We start from the raw sequence: 17,787 nt of genomic DNA on the forward strand, positions 1-17,787 counted from the left end.
ATTTACATTAACTATAATGGAGATGCACATATGTCACTGATAAATACGATTGAGAATAAAATTAAAGAGCTGAGTGGAGGTGAATTTCAGAAACTAGGTGACGCTTTTTTAGCGAAGAAGTTTCCGGGCTATAAACTTAACGCATTAGGATCACAAGAAGGAACAAATAAGCCTACAAAAGGAATTCCAGATACTTATTTAGTACTTCCGAATGGTAAGCAAATTTTTGTGATGTATGGGACTCATTCACAAGTAGAAAAGAAAATATCGGGGGATATTAAGTCTGTAAAGGAAGAGATTGAAAAGCTCGGCTTAGGTACTGAACAGATAGAAAAAATAATATGTTGTCATACGAGCTCAAATATTGGGCCTGAAAAGAAAGCAAAATTTGAAGAAGAGGCAAGCCCTTTTGAATTAGAATTGATTGGTATCAATGAGATTGCATATACGTTATACTCAAATATTGGTTATCATTACATTGCTAGAGATATTTTAGGGGTGAGTGAATCTACTGATCAAGTATGGGATATTGAAAGTTTCATAAAAATACATGATCATAGTAAAACTAATGCACCTATTTCAAATGATTATTTAGGTGGGAGCGTAGACAATTATGTATCTATAATAGAATCGGATGTTCAAGTTTTGCTAATAGCTGACAATGCTGGAGTGGGCAAAACAAGATTGGGAATTGAAATATGTAAGGAACTGGAGAAAAAAGGATACATTGTACTATGTATAAAAAGCAACGGACAGGCGACTTATCAAGACCTTAAGAGATTTATTGACGGAGGCAAAGATACAGTAGTTTTCATGGATGATGTCAATTTGGTATCGGATTATGAGGCAGTTATTTCATTACTAAATATTGATGAAAAAATAAAATTTATCGTAACCTGTAGATCTTATTCCAGAGAATCTATTGAGTCATATCTTAAGAAATATCAATATATGAAAATCTCTGTAAAAGAACTGGGGTTAGATGAAAGAAAAGATTTAATTAGGCAGTTTTCGGACGACAATATTCATTCAAAGACTATTCAAGATCTTATTGAGGCCGGACAAAACAACCCTCGATTATTGGTTTTGGCAGCAATTTTATCGAAAAAAGATAAATCGAAGACTTACGCGAATCATTATGAAATATTAAGGGATTACTATGAAGATATTTTATTGTCAAATGAAATAGATTCTGAAGACTTAGATATCTTGTTCATTGTTTATTTTTTGTATAGGCTTAAGTATAAGGATAGAAAAGAAAATGTAGTTTATTCTGAATTAGCAAAGTTACTTCAAGTGAATGATCTAGAGGTAGAAGGTCGAATCAAAGGACTCCATAATAAAGAGCTCATTGATGTTCATAATGACTGCATTTGCAAGATTGCGGATCAAACCTTAGGTGATTATGTAGTAATCAAGTACTTGAGTACTAGAAAAAATGATATTATCCGCCTATTTGAAATATTATATAGCATCGATAGGAAGCGTTTTGTAGAAATACTAGCTCAGTCTCAAACATATTATGAAGAAGAAGAATTTTGGAATGCCGTTCAGAAGGGAGCGGCCACTTACTACTCTAAAATACCGAATGATGATTGTGAGGTTCGAGAAGAATTTCTGTTGTCTTTTGGTTCTTTGGTACCGAATGAAACAATCAAATTTGTTCATGAAGCTATATTGCAGGCGAATGAAGAGATATTACCAGTTCCTATATCTATTGAGCAGATATCAAATAAGAATAATCCAGTTCACGATAAACTACTCATACTTTTAAGCACATTAATTGAGACTGATCACATTAAGATCTCGTTGCAACTCTTATTTGGATACTTAAGTCATAAGCCAAGTATAATTGATCAGGTTTTTAATTTATTAGTCAATTGTTTTAACTATTTCCTAAAGAATGGCGGATACTATTATTTTATGGAAGAAGCCATGGAAATCTTATGTAAGGCTATCAATCTTGATATAAAAAATATAATGAGCCTCAATGTCGTTGTGTACGAAGATTTTTTAAAGCTGCGTCGCGAAAGTGCTATTTTTATGGAAAATTATTTTTCTCATACTACTTACACATTTCCTGACAATGAGGTTCTCATAGGGTATAGAGAAACAATGTTAGAAAATCTGAGTAATATATATATATCGGGGGACTTAGAACATAGAAAATACATTATCAATATGCTGCTAAACTATAGTGTAGACAGTAAACAATATCTAGAATCTCATTCTAAGATGATTAAATCTGATTTGGCGAAGATAAGAAGTGCATTTTTCTGTGAGATGCAAAATCTTTCTGTATTAGAAGAGAAGGCACTATATCAATTATCTGAGTTAGCCAATCAAATTGGTAGCAAAGCTTTTGAAGGATATGAAGTTTCAGAGCGTCAAAAGGTTTACGGCATTATTTCGTCGCGTAGTTTAGCATATCCATATAAGCCTATACATGAGGAAGAGATCGTCAGGATTGCAAATGAATATGAGGAAGAATGGGAACCATTTTTCGTAAATCTAAAGCTAATAACCGATGTAGATGAAAAGCTCTCTGGTAATAATGTTGAACATGTGTTGTATAATCTATATAAAAATTTGCCGTTTTTAGAACAATGTATATTTATCCAAGCTATGTTAAAATCAAATTATAGGCCATTCGGATTCCACCCGTCCGACTTTTTACGTGAAGTTTCCCCTCTTAACTATAGCGTCCTATTAAGTTTTATACCAGATTTTCATAAAAGTGAATGGCGGTTAGCAACTCTCATAATGGCAAAAGAGATTACAAAAGAACAATATGACAGCCTTATTGAGCTATTGAAGGATTATTCAGTCCCATTGTACTATTCGATTACATCTTTTTTGAAATTTGAAGAGTTCTGTCCGGGTTTTCTATCGAAAGGTATTTTGAAATCTGATTCTGAATATTTTTGGATACCAAATTATATACGTGAAGAAGAGGCTAAACAAATAGTAAAAGTTATTAATTATGACATCTTGGAGAGTCTCTATTTTTCGAATCTAGATAAACCTATAGATGAATCTTGCTCCTTACTTGGCTTATTGATTGAACATAATCTAAGCTTTGGACTTGAAGTACTTAAGGAACTATATAGAAACAAGACTCTTAACGGACAAATATTGGAGAGCATTCTTTACCGACTAAAAAATTATGAGTTCTTTGATGAATTAATTATGAGGTTTGCTCTTTATATTATAAGAGAGGGCGATTTAGTATTTTACTATAGTAATTCGTGTTTGAAAGAGCTATTAAAGAATAGGCAGGATTTAATACAGGAACTATTAAGTAGATCTTCGGATGAAGAAGAGTTTATAAAAGTAATTAATATAGGTACTGAAGTTTTAGATCCAAATGATATGATAGGTGCATATAATCTCATGAAAGATAGGGGATACGGTCTATCAACGTACATGAAGATTCATTTTCATAAGTATTTTACTAGTGGGATTGGAAGCCAAATTCCGGTGTTAGAAAAACAAATTAGCCGACTAGAGATAATCAGATACATATTTTCTGATGATATTAGATATATTAATCTTGTAAGTCGAATTGATGAATTAGTAGGTGCTTTTCAAGATGAAATTTTACTCGAAAAGGAAAGAGAATTCTAACTAGCGATAATAGAGTGTTGATAAATTGAAGCCTATGCAAGTAGATATGAATATTATGAATAAAAAGAAGCTAGGACCTACATCCTAGCTTCTTTTATTATAAGTCACGTCTTTTGAAAATCTGGTAGCCTAGGCAGCCGAAGATGGTACTTAGGATTAGTGACAGGCCCACGGCCAGGGCTAGGTTGGGGTCTGATGGAGGGCGAAGTTGGCTTGCACATCGACGTAGCGCAGCCAGGTGATTTTTGGCAAGAGCATGGCCAGATAATTGGCGGAAGGTCCGAATAGGAAGAAAAAGACCAGGCTGATGGGGATGGAGTGGGTCAAGTGGAGGAGGGTCAGGATGACGGCCACCCAGAATTGGATGAAGAGCCATTGGAGCAGGAGGACTTGGACTCCTTGTCCAAGCACCTCGGGACTTAGACCCAACATATCCAGGAAGAGACTGGCATATAGATAGCGGGTGCTGGTGTAGAGGAAGAGGTTGAAGCCGGTTAAGAGGAAAATCATCAGCCATTTATTGAAGTAGTAGCTGAAGCGGGAGATGCCGGCGGATAGAGAATTTTTATAGAGTTGGTGGTTGAGTTCAGGCCCCACCAAGTAGAGGGTCAAAAAGAGCATAAAGATCTGAATACCAGCTCCGCTTTCAATGGCCTGGCTGACGGCGGTCAAGCCGTCCAATCTCAGCTGCTCCAGGCCCTCGGCACCGCTGACTCCTTGGAGGCCCGAGATAAACTTGAGGACGGTAGGATGAGCTAGGAGGACAATGAGGAAGTTGAAGGCCAGGAGCAGGATTTCCATGGTCCAGAAACCCTTTGAATGAATCAGGCGGCGGAAATCGGCTTTAAGAATGGCTAACATGGTGAGCATCCTCCTCGTGAATCAATTGGGTGAAGTAGTTTTCTAGGTTCTGCTTAGCATAATAAATCTCATCCAGGGCCACTTGGCCTTGAACCAGAGCGGTATTGACAGCCGACAACTGGTTGGCAGGCGCGAAGACATGGATTTCACCCGTTTCGGCCACCACCTTGAAGGGATAGCTGAACTGGCTTTCTAGCAGACGGCTGGCAGCTTCCACCGCATGGGTCTTGAGGACAATATAGTCTTCGGACAGGCTATCGAATTCGGCCTTGGAGATTTCCTTAATTAGCCGTCCGTCTTTGATAAAGCCAAAGCGGTTGGCCACTTGTTGCAGTTCGCTTAGGATGTGGCTGGAAATCATCATAGTCATGCCCAGCTCGCGGTTGAGGCGGAGGAGGAGGGCGCGCAAGTCGCTAATGCCGATGGGGTCTAGGCCGTTGACCGGCTCATCCAAAATGAGCAGATCGGGCTTGGCCAAGATAGCCAGACCGATGGCCAGGCGTTGCTTCATGCCCAGAGAGAAGTCCTTGAAGGGCTTGCGGCCAGCATTCTGCAAGTCGATGAGTTCTAGGGTCTCCTGGATGACTTGCTCGGCTTGGGGCAGGCAGAGGAGGGTGGCTTGGTAGCGCAGATTCTCGTAGGCCGACAGATTAGGGAAGGCGGCTGGCGACTCGATGACGGCACCCACTCTAGCCAGGGCCTGGCTCCACTCCCGGTCGCTGCTAGAGCCGAAGAGGGAGACGCTACCGGAGCTAGGGTGAATGAGTCTGGTAATAAGCTTGAGTAGGGTAGTTTTACCGGCTCCATTTTGGCCGATTAAGCCGTAGATGTCGCCTTCTTCTAGGCTGAGGCTGACCTGGGTCAGGGCCGGGCCAGAGGCATAGTTTTTAGTTAGGGACTGGGTGGTCAGGATGGGGGTCATGTTGAACACGTCCTTTCTGCTAATGTGGAGCTTGGCTCCTTGATAATTCTTAGTATAGGACCTAAAAATCAAATATCTCTCAAGCAATTCTAAAGTATTTCTAAAGTTTTGTCGAGAGGCTACAACTTGCCATGGGGGCAGGCCTATGCTAGAATAGTTAGCATGATAACTATTGACGGAGGGATGCCAATGGAAGGTTGTATCCATGACACGGTGGTCTTCAGCCATCGTCTTAAAAATCAAGCCCAGAACCTAGCCAAGGAAGCCGGTATGGATTGGTTAGCCGGTCCCCAGGGACGGGTAGTGACCTATCTCTTCCACCACCAAGAACGGCCGGTTACTATGATGGAAGTCGCAGAGAAAATGAAAATCTCCAAGCCTGTGGCTAGCCAGCTCTTCAAGCGTATGGAGAAGAATCAGCTGATTGACATTAAGCCGGATTCCCGCGACAAGCGGCGCAAGTATGTGACCCTGACCGAGCAAGGTCTAGTCAAGCAAGCCCAGGTCGGTCATTTCTTAAAGACCATCCACGACCAATTGCTGGAAGGACTCAGTGAGCAAGATTTGCAAGTCTTCCATCGGGTGATCCGCCACTTGACGCAAAATCTGGAACATATTCAATATAAAGGAGTAGACCATGTTTAAATTAATTAAGCGACTCAGCGCCCGCGAATGGGGCATGGTGGGTCTTACCGTGGCCTTCATCTTCCTAGCCGTCTACTTGGACTTAGAAGTCCCAAGTTATATGAAGGAAGTAGCCACACTCTTACAAACGCCAGGCGTGGGCCTAGATCAGTTAATGGGTCCAGGAGCCCTCATGTTGGGCCTATCTCTAGCTAGTTTCGCCAGCCTGGTCATGGTGGGCTTCCTAGCCGCCCGTCTAGCCGCTAGCTATACCACCCGTTTGCGGTCGGACATCTATAGCCAAGTCCTCAGCTATTCAGATGCTGAAATCAAGCGTTTCAGTATTCCCTCTCTCTTGACCCGGACCACCAATGACATCAGTCAGATTCAGCTGCTGATTACCATGGGCCTCCAGGTCATCGTTCGCGGTCCTATTATGGCTATTTGGGCAATGACCAAGATTGTGGGCAAGTCCGAGGCTTGGCTTTGGGCAGTGGGGGTAGCGGTCTTAATCAACATTTTAATGACTGTAGTCCTCATGACCTTGGCCTTTCCTAAGCAAGCGGTCATTCAGAAATTAACCGATAAGCTCAATGCCGTTACCCGCGAGAGTCTGATGGGGATTCGGGTTATTCGGGCCTATAATGCTGAGGACTACCAAGATGCTAAGTTCGAAGCCACTAACAATGAAGTGACCCGACTCAACCTCTTCGTTAACAACCTCATGGCTATCTTCAACCCTATTATGGCGGGGATTTCCTCAGGTTTGACTCTGGCCATCTATTGGATCGGGGCCTATCTCATTGCCTCCGCTAACTTATTTGATAAAGTTGGCCTCTTCAGCGAAATGATTGTTTTCATGTCCTATGCCATGCAGATTGTCATCGGCTTCCTCTTGATGGGGATTATCTTCTTCATCCTACCCCGTAGTTTGGTGGCAGCGGGCCGGATCAATGAAGTCTTAGAACTAGAACCAAGCATTCATTTATCAGCCCAAGGCCAGTCTCCAGACCCAAGTCTTAAGGGTCAAGTCACCTTCCAAAATGTGACCTTCCGCTATGCCCAAGAAGCCGAGCCGGTCATCCAGGACGTGTCCTTCCAGGCTCAAGCCGGTCAAACCGTGGCATTTATCGGCTCAACCGGTTCAGGCAAATCCACCCTGGTTAACTTGATTCCACGCTTCTACGATGTGTCAGAAGGCCAAATTTTGGTCGACGGCGTCAACGTGGCCGACTACGACTTGACTGAACTGCGCAAGCGGGTAGGTTATATTCCTCAAAAGGCCGTCCTCTTCTCGGGCGACATTCAGTCCAACCTGGACATGGGGGATAGCTTAGAAAGCCCACTGACGGAAGCCAAGATGTGGCAGGCCCTTGAACTGGCCCAAGCTAAGGACTTTGTGGAGGCCAAGGAAGGCGGCCTAGCCGAGCATGTGGCTCAGGGCGGGACCAACTTCTCGGGTGGTCAACGTCAACGCCTGGCCATTGCCCGGGCTCTGGCACGTAAGCCAGAAATCCTGATCTTCGACGATTCCTTCTCTGCCCTGGATTATAAGACCGACCGTATCTTGCGTGAGGCCTTGACCAAGGAGACGGCCCACATGACTAAGTTGATTGTGGCTCAACGGATTTCCACCATTATGGAGGCTGACTTGATTCTGGTCCTAGACCAAGGTCGAGTGGTCGGCCAGGGGACCCACAAGGAATTGCTCAAAGACAATGCAGTCTATCGCGAAATTGCTTACTCTCAATTATCCAAGGAGGAATTAGAAGATGGCCAATAAGACATCCAAACCATCCCTCTTTAAGGGAATCAAACCTTATATTCAAGGCTTTCAACTGCCCTTGGTCTTGGCTCTGATTGGGGCGACCATTTTCAGTATGATTACGGTCTACGGGCCACGTAAGTTGGAAGAAATGACCAACCTGATTGGCCAAGGCATGTCAGGCAAGATGGACCTCAAGGCCATCTCAGCTGTGGGCTTCTTGCTAGCCGGGCTCTACGCCTTTGGGGCAGTAATTAACTACCTACAAGGCTTCATTATCACCACCATGATTCAGCGTCTGTCCCAGCGTCTGCGCCGGGCCATCGCCACTAAGATTAACCGTCTACCCTTGTCCTACTTCGATAGTCACTCCCAAGGGGATACCCTGTCACGGGTGACCAACGATGTGGATACCGTCGGTCAATCCCTTAACCAGAGTCTGGCCAATGTGATTTCTTCGGTCATCATGATTATCGCGGTTCTGATTATGATGTTCACCGCCAATGCCATCCTATCGCTAGTGACGGTGGTTTCCGTCTTCGTGGGCTTTATCCTGATTATGTTTATCGGTATGCGGGCCCAAGCCTTCTTCAAGGCCCAACAAGTCAACTTGGCGGCCGTCAATGGCTTTGTCGAGGAAACTTATTCAGGTCACAATGTGGTCACCAGCTACAATGCCGTGCCTGAGTCTCTAGAACAGTTCGCCAAGCTTAATAACCAACTCCATGACAGCATCTGGAAGTCTCAATTTATCTCGGGCATTATGATGCCGCTTATGATTTTCATTGGGAACTTCGCCTACGTCCTGGTTATTATCGTTGGGGCTATCTTGGCCCTGCAGGAGGGCAGTGGCGTGACCATGGGGACCATCGTGGCCTTTATGGTCTATGTGCGGATCTTCGGTCAACCCATTTCCCAATTGGCCCAAGGCATGACCTCCCTACAACAAGCGGGGGCGGCCATGAGTCGGGTCTCCGAATTCCTTAATGAAGAAGAAATGGCGGATGACCACCAACTGCCACAGGCTTTGACCGAGATTAAGGGGCAGGTCACCTTCGACCAAGTCACCTTCGGTTATTCACCTGATCAAACCATCATTAATGACTTTACGGCCCAAGCCCGCCCTGGTAAGAAGATTGCCATTGTAGGGCCGACTGGGGCAGGTAAGACCACCATTGTTAACCTGCTTATGAAGTTCTATGAAATCAACCAGGGGACCATCGCCATTGATGGCGTAGACCTGGCCCAAATGAAGCGGTCAGAAGTCCACGATGCCTTCGCCATGGTCCTACAGGACACCTGGCTCTTTGAAGGGACCATCAAGGAAAACTTGATCTTCAACCAGACTGGCATTAGTGACGACCAGGTGGTCGAGGCAGCCAAGGCGGCCGGCGTCCACCACTATATTATGACCCTGCCTAAGGCTTACGACACGGTCCTGGATGACACGGTCACCTTGTCGGTCGGGCAAAAGCAGCTCATGACCATTGCCCGCGCCTTGCTTAAGGATGCACCACTGCTGATCTTGGACGAGGCCACTTCTTCGGTGGATACCCGGACCGAAGAGCTGATTCAACAGGCCATGGATACCCTCATGGAGGGGCGGACTTCCTTCGTCATCGCCCACCGTCTGTCGACTATTAAAAATGCCGACTATATCCTGGTCATGCAGGAAGGTCGTATTATCGAACAAGGCAACCACCAGGAGCTAATGGCTCAAGGCGGCTTCTATGCTGACCTCTATAACAGCCAGTTCGATAAGAATTCTAGTGGCATGGACTTCGAAGAACTCTTGGCTTAAAGGCCACTAAAAATAGCTACAGGTCTTCTGTTCGATTCTTCCAAAAAGGCTAAGAAGCAAATAGCTGAAGTAAAGGACTTGGTTCTCTATTGTGCGGGACCTGGTCAGAGAATGACTTGCCCCTAGTAAATGCTAAGACCTATCAAGCAAACTACACCAATGAGTGGGGTGTTTATCATACCTACCGCCTTTTAAAAAATATCACAGGTATGTGGTGCTAGCAGGAGATTGCGTGTCTAACAGATTACCAATTTTCCTATCAGGAAATGGCAGAGCAAGCAGCAAGCCTACATGCCTTTTTACAAGAAATCGACCTGAACCATGATCGTTTTAACAACCCTAAAAACATGATTGAGGAGATTCAAGCCGCCTGTCGTGAAAGTGGGCAGCCTATACCGAAGACTGTGGGAGAATTAGTCATGTGTGTCTATTCTAACCTATCGCGTATTTATGCTAGGGAGTTGAAGCAATTGGAAGACTTAAGTGGCAAGACGATTGATTACCTTCATGTAGTGGGTGGAGGTTCTAACGTGAGCTTGCTCAATCAGTTAACTGACAATCTCATTGGGAAAGAAGTCATTGCAGGGCCGGGAGAGGCTACTGCGATTGGAAATATTCTGGTACAAATGATTAGTGTTGGAGAATTTGAGAATCTCTCGCAAGCTCGTCACTGGCTAGCGTCATCTAGTAGTTTTGAATGTTACAGACCGCAAATTTAAGGAGAAAAACATGAACGAATTACAAATTAAACAAGCCTATCAAGTTGCTAAAGAACGCTATGCAGCAATCGGTATTAATACCGATAACGCCCTCGAAAGGCTTCAAAATATTAAGATTTCTGTACACTGTTGGCAAGGCGATGACGTACGAGGCTTCCTTACACCGGATGGTGAACTGACGGGGGGCATCATGTCAACGGGGAATTACCCAGGTGCTGCTAAAACACCAGATCAGCTTCGCCAAGACTTGGAAAAGGCCTATAGCTTGATTCCTGGGCGACACAAGCTAAATCTGCATGCCATTTATCTGGATACAGATGAGAAAGTGGATTTGAATCAAATTGAACCAAAGCACTTTGAAAAATGGGTAGCGTGGGCTAAGGAGCAGGGTGTGGGGCTTGATTTTAATCCTACCTTCTTCTCGCATCCTATGATGAAGGATGGGCTGACTTTGTCACACCCCGACAAAGAAGTGCGTGACTATTGGATTGAACATGGGAAGCGAAGTCGAAAGATTGCTGCATACATGGGGAGAGAATTGAATCAAGTCTGTTACAACAATTTTTGGGTGCCAGATGGATATAAGGACAATCCGATTGATCGCCTAACTCCTCGTAAACGCTTGATGGAGTCTCTTGACGAAATCTTCTCTGAACAACTGGATGAAGCTTGTACTCAAGATACGGTCGAAAGTAAGTTGTTTGGTATTGGTGCGGAAGCTTATACAGTCGGCTCCCATGAATTCTATATGGGCTATGGCCTAACGCGAGACAAAATGATTCTTCTAGACGCAGGACATTTTCATCCAACTGAAGTAATCTCAAATAAATTATCTTCACTTGCCTTGTTTGGGAAAGGTCTTATGCTACATGTATCTCGTCCAGTGCGTTGGGATTCAGATCACGTGGTGATTATGGACGACGAGTTGCAAGATATTGCTAAAGAACTAGTACGTAATGACTTGTTGGATAAGACAGTAATTGGCTTAGACTTCTTTGATGCTACAATTAATCGGATTGCTGCCTGGGTAATTGGTAGCCGTAATACTCAAAAAGCTCTCTTAAAAGCCTTGCTTGAGCCAACAGCTGACTTGAAGGCTATGGAGAATCATTTTGACTTTACCGGTCGTTTGGCTTACACGGAGGAGCTGAAAGACTTCCCTTATGCAGATGTTTGGAATTATTTCTGCTTGCAAAACAAGGTCCCAGTAGGTCTGGATTGGTTAGACGATGTCCGTCAATACGAAAAAGAAGTATTAAGTAAACGAAACTAGAAAAGAGGCAACTATGAAATTTATAGAATCTTCCTTTGTAAAAAAAATGTGTGAAGTAACCTATGAGTCCTATCTACGATATTGGGATGAGCGAAACGGCGGCAACGTTTCCTGCCGCTTAAGCGCGGAAGAGCTTGTGGGCTACGAGGATATTTCTGAGGTTAGGTCAAGTCATGAATTGGGTTTTAAGGCATCCGATTTAGCTGGACAATACTATCTGGTAACGGGGACGGGACGCTATTTTCGTAATGTAACTAAGCAACCCTTGCTTGACTTGGGGCTCGTTCGTATTTCAAATGATGGCTTAAGCTATGATGTTGTCTGGGGCTTTGAAGATGGCGGACGACCAACTTCTGAATTTCCTAGCCATTTGATGAGTCATATTGAGCGTCTGAAGATTAATCCGGCCCATCGGGTAATCTTCCATTGTCATCCAACTAACTTAATTGCTCTAACGTTCACTCAGGATTTGGATGAACGTCACTTATCGCGACTACTTTGGAAAATGCAGGCCGAGTCCTTAGTGGTTTTCCCAGAAGGTGTGGGTCTCATTCCCTATATGACACCAGGCACAACAGAGATAGGGGAAGCAACCGCAAGAAAAATGGGCGATTTTTCAGTAGTAGTCTGGCCCCATCATGGGCTCTTTGCTTCTGGAAACTCACTCGATGAGACCTACGGCTTGATTGAGGTGATTGAAAAAGCGGCAATGATTTACAGTCAAATTGGCGCTCAAGGGGGCCGTATAAAACAAGATATTAGCGATAATCAGCTTAGAGAATTGGCTGCACGCTTTAAGGTGACCCCTAGAAAAGACTTTCTATAAAACGTTGTGATCACAAGGAGAGCTTAGGCTCTCCTTTTTTATAATACTTTACTAGTTCTGAATAGCTTATTTGCATTAAAAGACACCCCATAAATTGGATAAAATAATCCAACTTATAGGGTGTGTACCGGCCTTTTTGTTGTCTTATAATTCGTAGGAGTGTTCCTTGAAGTTGCCCAAGATGTTGTTGATGTTGGTAATGGTGATGAAGGACTTGGGACTGGTTTGGGCGATAATCTTCTTGAGGGTATGCAGCTCATTTTGCTGAATAATGAGGATGATCATGTATTGTTTCTGGTGGGAATAGCCACCTTCCACTTCAATAATGGTCGAGCCCCGGCCCAGACGGGAGTTGATGGCAGACACGACTTCTTGCGGATTGAGACAGATAATGGAACATTGGATATAGGCCGAGAAGAAACGTTGGATGTTCTTCATGGTCTGGTTACGGACGAAGCTCATAATCAGGGCATACATGACGTGTTGAATGTCGAAGGTCAGCCAGATCAAGCTGTAGACCAGGATGTCCTGCATAAGGAAGACCGTCGGGATGCTCCATTTGAAGCGCTTGGCCAGGAATTTACCGGTAATGTCGGTCCCGCCTGTTGAAGCCCCCGCAATCAGCAGAAAGCTCATTGCAATCCCCGAGATAATACCACAGAAGATGGCGGCCACTAGGGAATCGTTGAGTTCAACTGGGGCTACCATATTGGGCAGGTTGTTAATGAGGAAGGAGGAGGCGAAGATCGTAGCTCCGGTTAGTAGGAGAAATTGCTTGCCGATATACTTGTAGGCAATGTAGAAGAGGGGGACGTTGAGGGCTAATTGGGTGGTCCCAATGGGAATGCCGAAATACTTCTGCATAATAAGCCCAATCCCGATAGTGCCACTGGCCCCGATCCCGTTATAAGGGACTAGCAGGCCGGCATAGACGCTAAAAAGTAGGATGCCAATGACTAGGAAGAGGATGTCTTTGAGTCGTTTGTGTTGGTGGGGGGCATAGACGCCTTCAAGCAGTTGCATAATCGCAGTCAAATCCTTTACAGTATACTATTCATCTATCATTTTAATAATTCTGGGCTCATAAATCAAGGATAAGGGGGAGGACTTGGGGCCTAATTGCCTTTGTGCTATAATAGAGCTATCAAGGAGGTGTTAAGATGGAGCCAAGCAATGTCAGAAAACTGAGTCCAGAGGACAGGGACAAGCTGGTCCTTCAGCTGGAGCGGGAAGAGGCTGACCTGACTGAGCGCGACTACGATCGCTACCAGGAGCTGATTAAACAGGACCTGAGTGGTCTGACCGCTAAGAAAATCATCCAGTCCCTGCTGGCTCTGCTTGATAGCCTACAAGATGGTCTACTCTTTGTCTTGGGCTTCGTGCTCTTGGTCCTAGTGGTAACATTCTTGAATGGTCATTTGGACCAGGCCTGGCCTTTCTTGAGGACCATGCTGACGGGGCTCTTGGCCTTAAGGCCGGACCAGTTTGTCTGGAACTTGACCTCGCTATGCCTAGCCTTCCTAGTCGCGATGAATGTCTACAACCACTGGCGCTACCGCCAGGCCATGTTGAGATTACAGGTTTCAGTGGATGCTATGGTCCGGGTTCAGGCCGAAATTGCCCAGCGTCCTGTCGTCCTGACCCGTCTGGCTAGCTACCTCTACGAGTATGGCTTCCAACGTCTCTTAGCCGAGGAGGAGCAAGTCGAGTAACACGTCATAGATTATAAGGAGGTAATCACTATGAAAGTCTTAATTGTTTATGCCTACCCAAATCATCAAGGTCTCAATGCTCAGATTCTAGCCCGAGTGCAGGCTGGGCTGGAGGGCCGCCATGAGGTCAAGACCCTAGATCTCTACCAGGAGCATAAGGAAAAGGGCTTTGATCCCTGCCTAGTCTTCGACCAAGACCATAAACGTCGCGATTTAGACAAGGACCCGCAAATGGCCCCTTATCGCGACTTGGTGACTTGGGCTGACCATCTGATCTTCATCTATCCCATTTGGTGGGGTGGCATGCCTGCTATACTCAAGGGCTTTGTTGATCGCGTCTTGGTTAAGGGCTTTGCCTACGATTATAGTGATAATCCAATCCCTCAAGCCTTATTGAAGGGTCGAACGGGTTGGGTCATTACCACCCACGATACAGTAGGCTTCTTCGCCCGCCTCTTCATGCAGGATTATGGTCGCGTTTTAGCTCGCCATATTCTGCGCATGGTGGGCATTAAGCCAGTCAAGCAAAGCCAATTAGCCTATGTGCGAGGCAGCAAGCCAGAAAATATTGCGGCCTTCCTAGATAAAATTCAAGCCCAAGCGGCCAGCCTCTAAGAAGGGAGCTAAGTTAGTTGATGACAAGTCCCTTATTTGAAGCCTTTTTAAGCATTGCTAGAGCCCTTAATGAGCGGGGCCTTGTGCCCCTCTTGATGGGATCGGTCGGTCTGGAGGTCCGGACGGGCCAATCCTGGCAGGCGCGCGACCTGGACATCCATGTGCCGGGTGACCCGCGGGGGTGGGAGGCGCCTGACCACTTACGCATTTATGACTTTGAGCTACTTGAAGGCCTGATGGAGGATCTGGGCTATGTCTTGGTAGACCGACACGAGCATGAATTCCAAGGGCCTGCCGGCTCAGTAGAGTTTGGCGCTCTGGATACTTTGCCAGACTTTGCCGGCGTGCCCTTGGAGGACCTGCCCTTGGAAGACTGTCAGGGGGTCCGCTTCTATTTACCTACCATGAGCCAGTATCTGGCCATTTACCGGGCTTCCTCCCAGGATTCCTATCGTAATGATCAAAATAATCATAAAGACTTCGCTAAGATCGCCTACTTAGAAGAGCGCTTAGCATTAGATTGTCAAATCAAGGAGTAAACCATGTCGCAAAAAGCTACCCCACCAGGTCCTCTGCCTAATAGTCATTTTCCGAGGCATCGCATCTATGGCCTTGGCCTTCGCTCTCGTTATGGGGCCATTGCCCGTTGCCTGGTAAGTCTAATCTTAATGTATCTTGTTGGCGTCCCGCTTCTAATTTTTGGTTCGCTTCTAATCGCTCGCTTGCTCTGGCTAATCCGCCAATGCTGGCTGATTCGCCGCCACAATAAGGAGCGTTGGCACTACCTAGTCCAAAACTATCCCCAAGTGGAAAGCGATGACTTCCAGCCCGACCGGGAGTGGCCGGAGATTACCTGCATGGTCTATCAGAACCACCTAATCTTTTGGGGCGATGGACTAGAGGTCTGGCATTTCAATGATATTCTGACCCTGGACTTCGATATTAACTGGGAAGAGCCCGACCAGAATATGCGGCCAGCTGAGCCTAGCCGCCACCAACGCAACTGGTGGGGCCGACTGCAGAAAATTCGCTATCTGATTGTGTCCCTGGCTAACTGGCAAGTCCTAGAATTACGTCTGCCCAAGAAGGTAGAAGAAGTGGACTTGGAAATCGCCATTGACGAGCTCAAGGAGTATTTTGCCAAGGCGGAGTATTAGTTACGCTAGCTACAAAGGAGGCGCCAAAATTAGTGTCCAAAGGTATGAGAAAGAGATACAAATAGATTCAGAGTTCACCGTCATATATTATACTTTGCTTGATAGATGTCGTAAGAGGAGCGCGAAAAGCTAATGGTAATTGAGATTAATGGAGTTAATAAGAAAATTGGATCAAAACAGGTTATTCAAGATGTCTCTTTAAGCATTGGGAGAGGTCAAGTCTTCGCCTTGCTGGGACCCAATGGGGCAGGGAAGACTACCCTGATTCGTATCATTTTAGGTTTGTTGAAAGCCGAGACGGGGACCATTAGGCTCTTTGGCCAGGAGCTGACCGCTCAATCCAGGTCTGATCTCTTATTGCGTATTGGGGTTCAAAATGATGGCAATCTCTATGAAAATCTAACGCTTGAAGACAATCTGGCCTTATGGGGTCAAATCTATGGTTTGGACCAAGCCACTATCAAAAGAAGACTAGATGAGTTGAAGCAGAAGTTTCATTTAGAAGCCTATTCTAACATGCCAGTAGGGAGTCTCAGTAAGGGTAATCGGCAGAAAGTCATGCTGGCTAGAGCCATGTTTCATAATCCTGAGGTCTTGATTTTGGATGAGCCGACGACGGGGCTAGACCCAGCTGCCATTGATGAGTTTTATGACTTCATTAAGACCCTCAAGCAAGAGGGCGTGACCATTATCATGTCCACCCACTATCTATATGGGATGGATGGCGTGGTCGATAGTATTGGCATTATTTCTGAAGGAAAGATACTGATCAGCGATGCAGTGGATAAGCTACGCCGCCAAGATAAGCAAGTTCATTTTAAGGGTAAATTTATGCCCGACCATATCAAAGAATTAGATGCCCATGGTCAAGTAAGCGGGAATCTGCAGGATGAATTTACCATGTCAGTGGAGAACGAGGATCAGCTAGCTGACCTGGTCAGAAGCTTAGTTCAAAAAGGCAATGACATTCATTATGTCTATAAAGTAAGGGAAACCGTCAAAGAAATATACTTTAGAATTATTGGGGTAGATAGCCATGAATAGACAGCAATTAAAGGTCATGATCAAAAAGGAATACAAGGAATTAGTCAAGGAGAAAGGCTTACTGCTGTCCTTACTGTCCATGGCCATTATCTTTAGCATTGTCCTTCCAACACTCATATTACTAGTGGGCACGAGTAAGGAAATGTCGGCTAGCATCGTGGGTCTTAATACTTTTCTTGAACAATTTAAGCTGATCGATTATCCAGCTTATCTGACCAAGGAAACCATACCCCTCTACGCTGTCCTGACCTACTTCTTCTTACCGCTATTTATGTTGCAGCCTATTATGTTTGCGACGCTATTAGCCAGCAACAGCTTTATTGGGGAGAAGGAGCACAAGACTTTGGAGGGCCTCTTATACACGCCCCTATCGCCAAAAGTCCTGATTCTAGGAAAAGCCTTAGGTTGTGCCTTGCCGTCCTTGGCCCTGTCCACGCTTTCCTCTCTGGCTTATACCTTAGTGGTGAATACACTAGGCTGGGGCTATTTTGGGCATCTGATCTTGCCTAATCTGACCTGGATATTAGTAATCCTAGTGATTTCGCCTCTGCTGGTCTTTTTATCAATCTTGCTGATTATTGGCAGCTCACAATATTTGAAGAACAGTAAGTCAGCCCAAGGGGTATCCATGATCATCGTAATGCCAATCATCGGTATCTTGCTTTCTCAATCCACAGGGGTCTTAATTCTAGGTGTCTTTGAAACAGTGGTCTTCATCACGGTTTTAGTAGTACTCGTGATTGTAACCTTCTTGCTTCTTATGAAAATATTCAATTTTGAGAAATTTATTCTCAATAATTGAGGCGTCTGTCAACGATTAGTAAGCACAAGCTCGCAAGGA

The 17,787-nt window shown here is 45.0% G+C and carries 16 protein-coding genes; 13 read left to right on the forward strand and 3 right to left on the reverse strand.

The genetic code is table 11. The features are described 5' to 3' along the window. The first annotated feature begins 30 nt into the window (after positions 1 to 30). Positions 31 to 3,627 carry a hypothetical protein gene (locus RWO08_RS07610; RefSeq protein WP_314211677.1) on the forward strand — a complete coding sequence of 1,199 codons (3,597 nt, stop codon included), beginning with the start codon at positions 31 to 33 and terminating at the stop codon, positions 3,625 to 3,627. Between the two features lie 180 nt (positions 3,628 to 3,807). Here the strand turns inward: RWO08_RS07610 and RWO08_RS07615 are convergent, their stop codons facing one another. Together RWO08_RS07615 and RWO08_RS07620 are read right to left on the reverse strand one after the other, a co-directional pair. After that, entirely contained in the window at positions 3,808 to 4,488 is a 681-nt protein-coding gene (locus RWO08_RS07615) for a hypothetical protein (RefSeq protein ID WP_314211678.1), read from the reverse strand. Next, positions 4,472 to 5,410, reverse strand: coding sequence for an ATP-binding cassette domain-containing protein (locus RWO08_RS07620; RefSeq protein WP_314211679.1), 939 nt, complete (start codon positions 5,408 to 5,410; stop codon positions 4,472 to 4,474). Before RWO08_RS07620 ends, RWO08_RS07615 begins: the two co-directional genes overlap by 17 nt. Positions 5,411 to 5,572: 162 nt before the next feature. On the opposite strand from RWO08_RS07620, the gene RWO08_RS07625 reads away from it, so the two are divergent. The 6 genes from RWO08_RS07625 to rhaD all read left to right on the forward strand — a co-directional run bounded on the left by RWO08_RS07625 (position 5,573) and on the right by rhaD (position 12,418). Then, positions 5,573 to 6,055: a MarR family transcriptional regulator gene (locus RWO08_RS07625; protein ID WP_314211680.1), complete on the forward strand. Its 483-nt coding sequence runs from the start codon at positions 5,573 to 5,575 to the stop codon at positions 6,053 to 6,055. Further along, entirely contained in the window at positions 6,048 to 7,817 is a 1,770-nt protein-coding gene (locus RWO08_RS07630) for an ABC transporter ATP-binding protein (protein WP_314211681.1), read from the forward strand. Before RWO08_RS07625 ends, RWO08_RS07630 begins: the two co-directional genes overlap by 8 nt. Beyond that, the gene (locus tag RWO08_RS07635; RefSeq protein WP_314211682.1) at positions 7,807 to 9,600 is read left to right on the forward strand and encodes an ABC transporter ATP-binding protein; all 1,794 of its coding nucleotides are present in this window, start codon (positions 7,807 to 7,809) and stop codon (positions 9,598 to 9,600) included. Before RWO08_RS07630 ends, RWO08_RS07635 begins: the two co-directional genes overlap by 11 nt. 266 nt (positions 9,601 to 9,866) lie before the next feature. Further along, positions 9,867 to 10,319, forward strand: coding sequence for an FGGY-family carbohydrate kinase (locus tag RWO08_RS07640; protein WP_314211683.1), 453 nt, complete (start codon positions 9,867 to 9,869; stop codon positions 10,317 to 10,319). Between the two features lie 10 nt (positions 10,320 to 10,329). Then, complete coding sequence (gene rhaA / locus RWO08_RS07645) at positions 10,330 to 11,592, forward strand: L-rhamnose isomerase (protein WP_070755894.1); 1,263 nt, start codon at positions 10,330 to 10,332, stop codon at positions 11,590 to 11,592. A gap of 13 nt (positions 11,593 to 11,605) precedes the next feature. Continuing rightward, complete coding sequence (gene rhaD / locus RWO08_RS07650; protein WP_314211684.1) at positions 11,606 to 12,418, forward strand: rhamnulose-1-phosphate aldolase; 813 nt, start codon at positions 11,606 to 11,608, stop codon at positions 12,416 to 12,418. 144 nt (positions 12,419 to 12,562) lie between these two features. On the opposite strand, the gene RWO08_RS07655 is transcribed toward rhaD, so the two are convergent. After that, entirely contained in the window at positions 12,563 to 13,441 is an 879-nt protein-coding gene (locus RWO08_RS07655) for a YitT family protein (RefSeq protein WP_291427422.1), read from the reverse strand. Between the two features lie 137 nt (positions 13,442 to 13,578). Between RWO08_RS07655 and RWO08_RS07660 the strand changes: the two genes are divergently transcribed. From RWO08_RS07660 to RWO08_RS07685, 6 genes are all read left to right on the forward strand, one after another. Then, a complete protein-coding gene (locus tag RWO08_RS07660) occupies positions 13,579 to 14,130 on the forward strand; it encodes a hypothetical protein (RefSeq protein ID WP_314211685.1) in 552 nt (183 codons plus the stop codon). Positions 14,131 to 14,160: 30 nt separating this feature from the next. Next, positions 14,161 to 14,745: an NAD(P)H-dependent oxidoreductase gene (locus tag RWO08_RS07665; protein WP_314211686.1), complete on the forward strand. Its 585-nt coding sequence runs from the start codon at positions 14,161 to 14,163 to the stop codon at positions 14,743 to 14,745. Between the two features lie 20 nt (positions 14,746 to 14,765). Further along, the gene (locus tag RWO08_RS07670; protein WP_291454603.1) at positions 14,766 to 15,284 is read left to right on the forward strand and encodes a phosphoribosylanthranilate isomerase; all 519 of its coding nucleotides are present in this window, start codon (positions 14,766 to 14,768) and stop codon (positions 15,282 to 15,284) included. 3 nt (positions 15,285 to 15,287) lie between these two features. Continuing rightward, entirely contained in the window at positions 15,288 to 15,902 is a 615-nt protein-coding gene (locus RWO08_RS07675) for a hypothetical protein (RefSeq protein ID WP_314211687.1), read from the forward strand. A gap of 132 nt (positions 15,903 to 16,034) precedes the next feature. Next, complete coding sequence (locus RWO08_RS07680; protein ID WP_314211688.1) at positions 16,035 to 16,946, forward strand: ABC transporter ATP-binding protein; 912 nt, start codon at positions 16,035 to 16,037, stop codon at positions 16,944 to 16,946. Continuing rightward, on the forward strand, positions 16,939 to 17,748 hold the full coding sequence (locus tag RWO08_RS07685) for an ABC transporter permease subunit (RefSeq protein ID WP_314211689.1): 810 nt from the start codon (positions 16,939 to 16,941) through the stop codon (positions 17,746 to 17,748). The genes RWO08_RS07680 and RWO08_RS07685 overlap by 8 nt, the downstream gene beginning before the upstream one ends. Positions 17,749 to 17,787 lie beyond the last annotated feature (39 nt).

The sequence above is a fragment of the uncultured Abiotrophia sp. genome, from assembly GCF_963520105.1.
Lineage (GTDB): Bacteria > Bacillota > Bacilli > Lactobacillales > Aerococcaceae > Abiotrophia.

Coding starts and splice junctions, on each gene's coding strand:
- RWO08_RS07610 (WP_314211677.1), top strand. CDS start 31: ATGTCACTGATAAATACGATTGAGAATAAAATTAAAGAGCTGAGTGGA.
- RWO08_RS07615 (WP_314211678.1), bottom strand. CDS start 4,488: ATGTTAGCCATTCTTAAAGCCGATTTCCGCCGCCTGATTCATTCAAAG.
- RWO08_RS07620 (WP_314211679.1), bottom strand. CDS start 5,410: ATGACCCCCATCCTGACCACCCAGTCCCTAACTAAAAACTATGCCTCT.
- RWO08_RS07625 (WP_314211680.1), top strand. CDS start 5,573: ATGATAACTATTGACGGAGGGATGCCAATGGAAGGTTGTATCCATGAC.
- RWO08_RS07630 (WP_314211681.1), top strand. CDS start 6,048: ATGTTTAAATTAATTAAGCGACTCAGCGCCCGCGAATGGGGCATGGTG.
- RWO08_RS07635 (WP_314211682.1), top strand. CDS start 7,807: ATGGCCAATAAGACATCCAAACCATCCCTCTTTAAGGGAATCAAACCT.
- RWO08_RS07640 (WP_314211683.1), top strand. CDS start 9,867: ATGGCAGAGCAAGCAGCAAGCCTACATGCCTTTTTACAAGAAATCGAC.
- rhaA (WP_070755894.1), top strand. CDS start 10,330: ATGAACGAATTACAAATTAAACAAGCCTATCAAGTTGCTAAAGAACGC.
- rhaD (WP_314211684.1), top strand. CDS start 11,606: ATGAAATTTATAGAATCTTCCTTTGTAAAAAAAATGTGTGAAGTAACC.
- RWO08_RS07655 (WP_291427422.1), bottom strand. CDS start 13,441: ATGCAACTGCTTGAAGGCGTCTATGCCCCCCACCAACACAAACGACTC.
- RWO08_RS07660 (WP_314211685.1), top strand. CDS start 13,579: ATGGAGCCAAGCAATGTCAGAAAACTGAGTCCAGAGGACAGGGACAAG.
- RWO08_RS07665 (WP_314211686.1), top strand. CDS start 14,161: ATGAAAGTCTTAATTGTTTATGCCTACCCAAATCATCAAGGTCTCAAT.
- RWO08_RS07670 (WP_291454603.1), top strand. CDS start 14,766: ATGACAAGTCCCTTATTTGAAGCCTTTTTAAGCATTGCTAGAGCCCTT.
- RWO08_RS07675 (WP_314211687.1), top strand. CDS start 15,288: ATGTCGCAAAAAGCTACCCCACCAGGTCCTCTGCCTAATAGTCATTTT.
- RWO08_RS07680 (WP_314211688.1), top strand. CDS start 16,035: ATGGTAATTGAGATTAATGGAGTTAATAAGAAAATTGGATCAAAACAG.
- RWO08_RS07685 (WP_314211689.1), top strand. CDS start 16,939: ATGAATAGACAGCAATTAAAGGTCATGATCAAAAAGGAATACAAGGAA.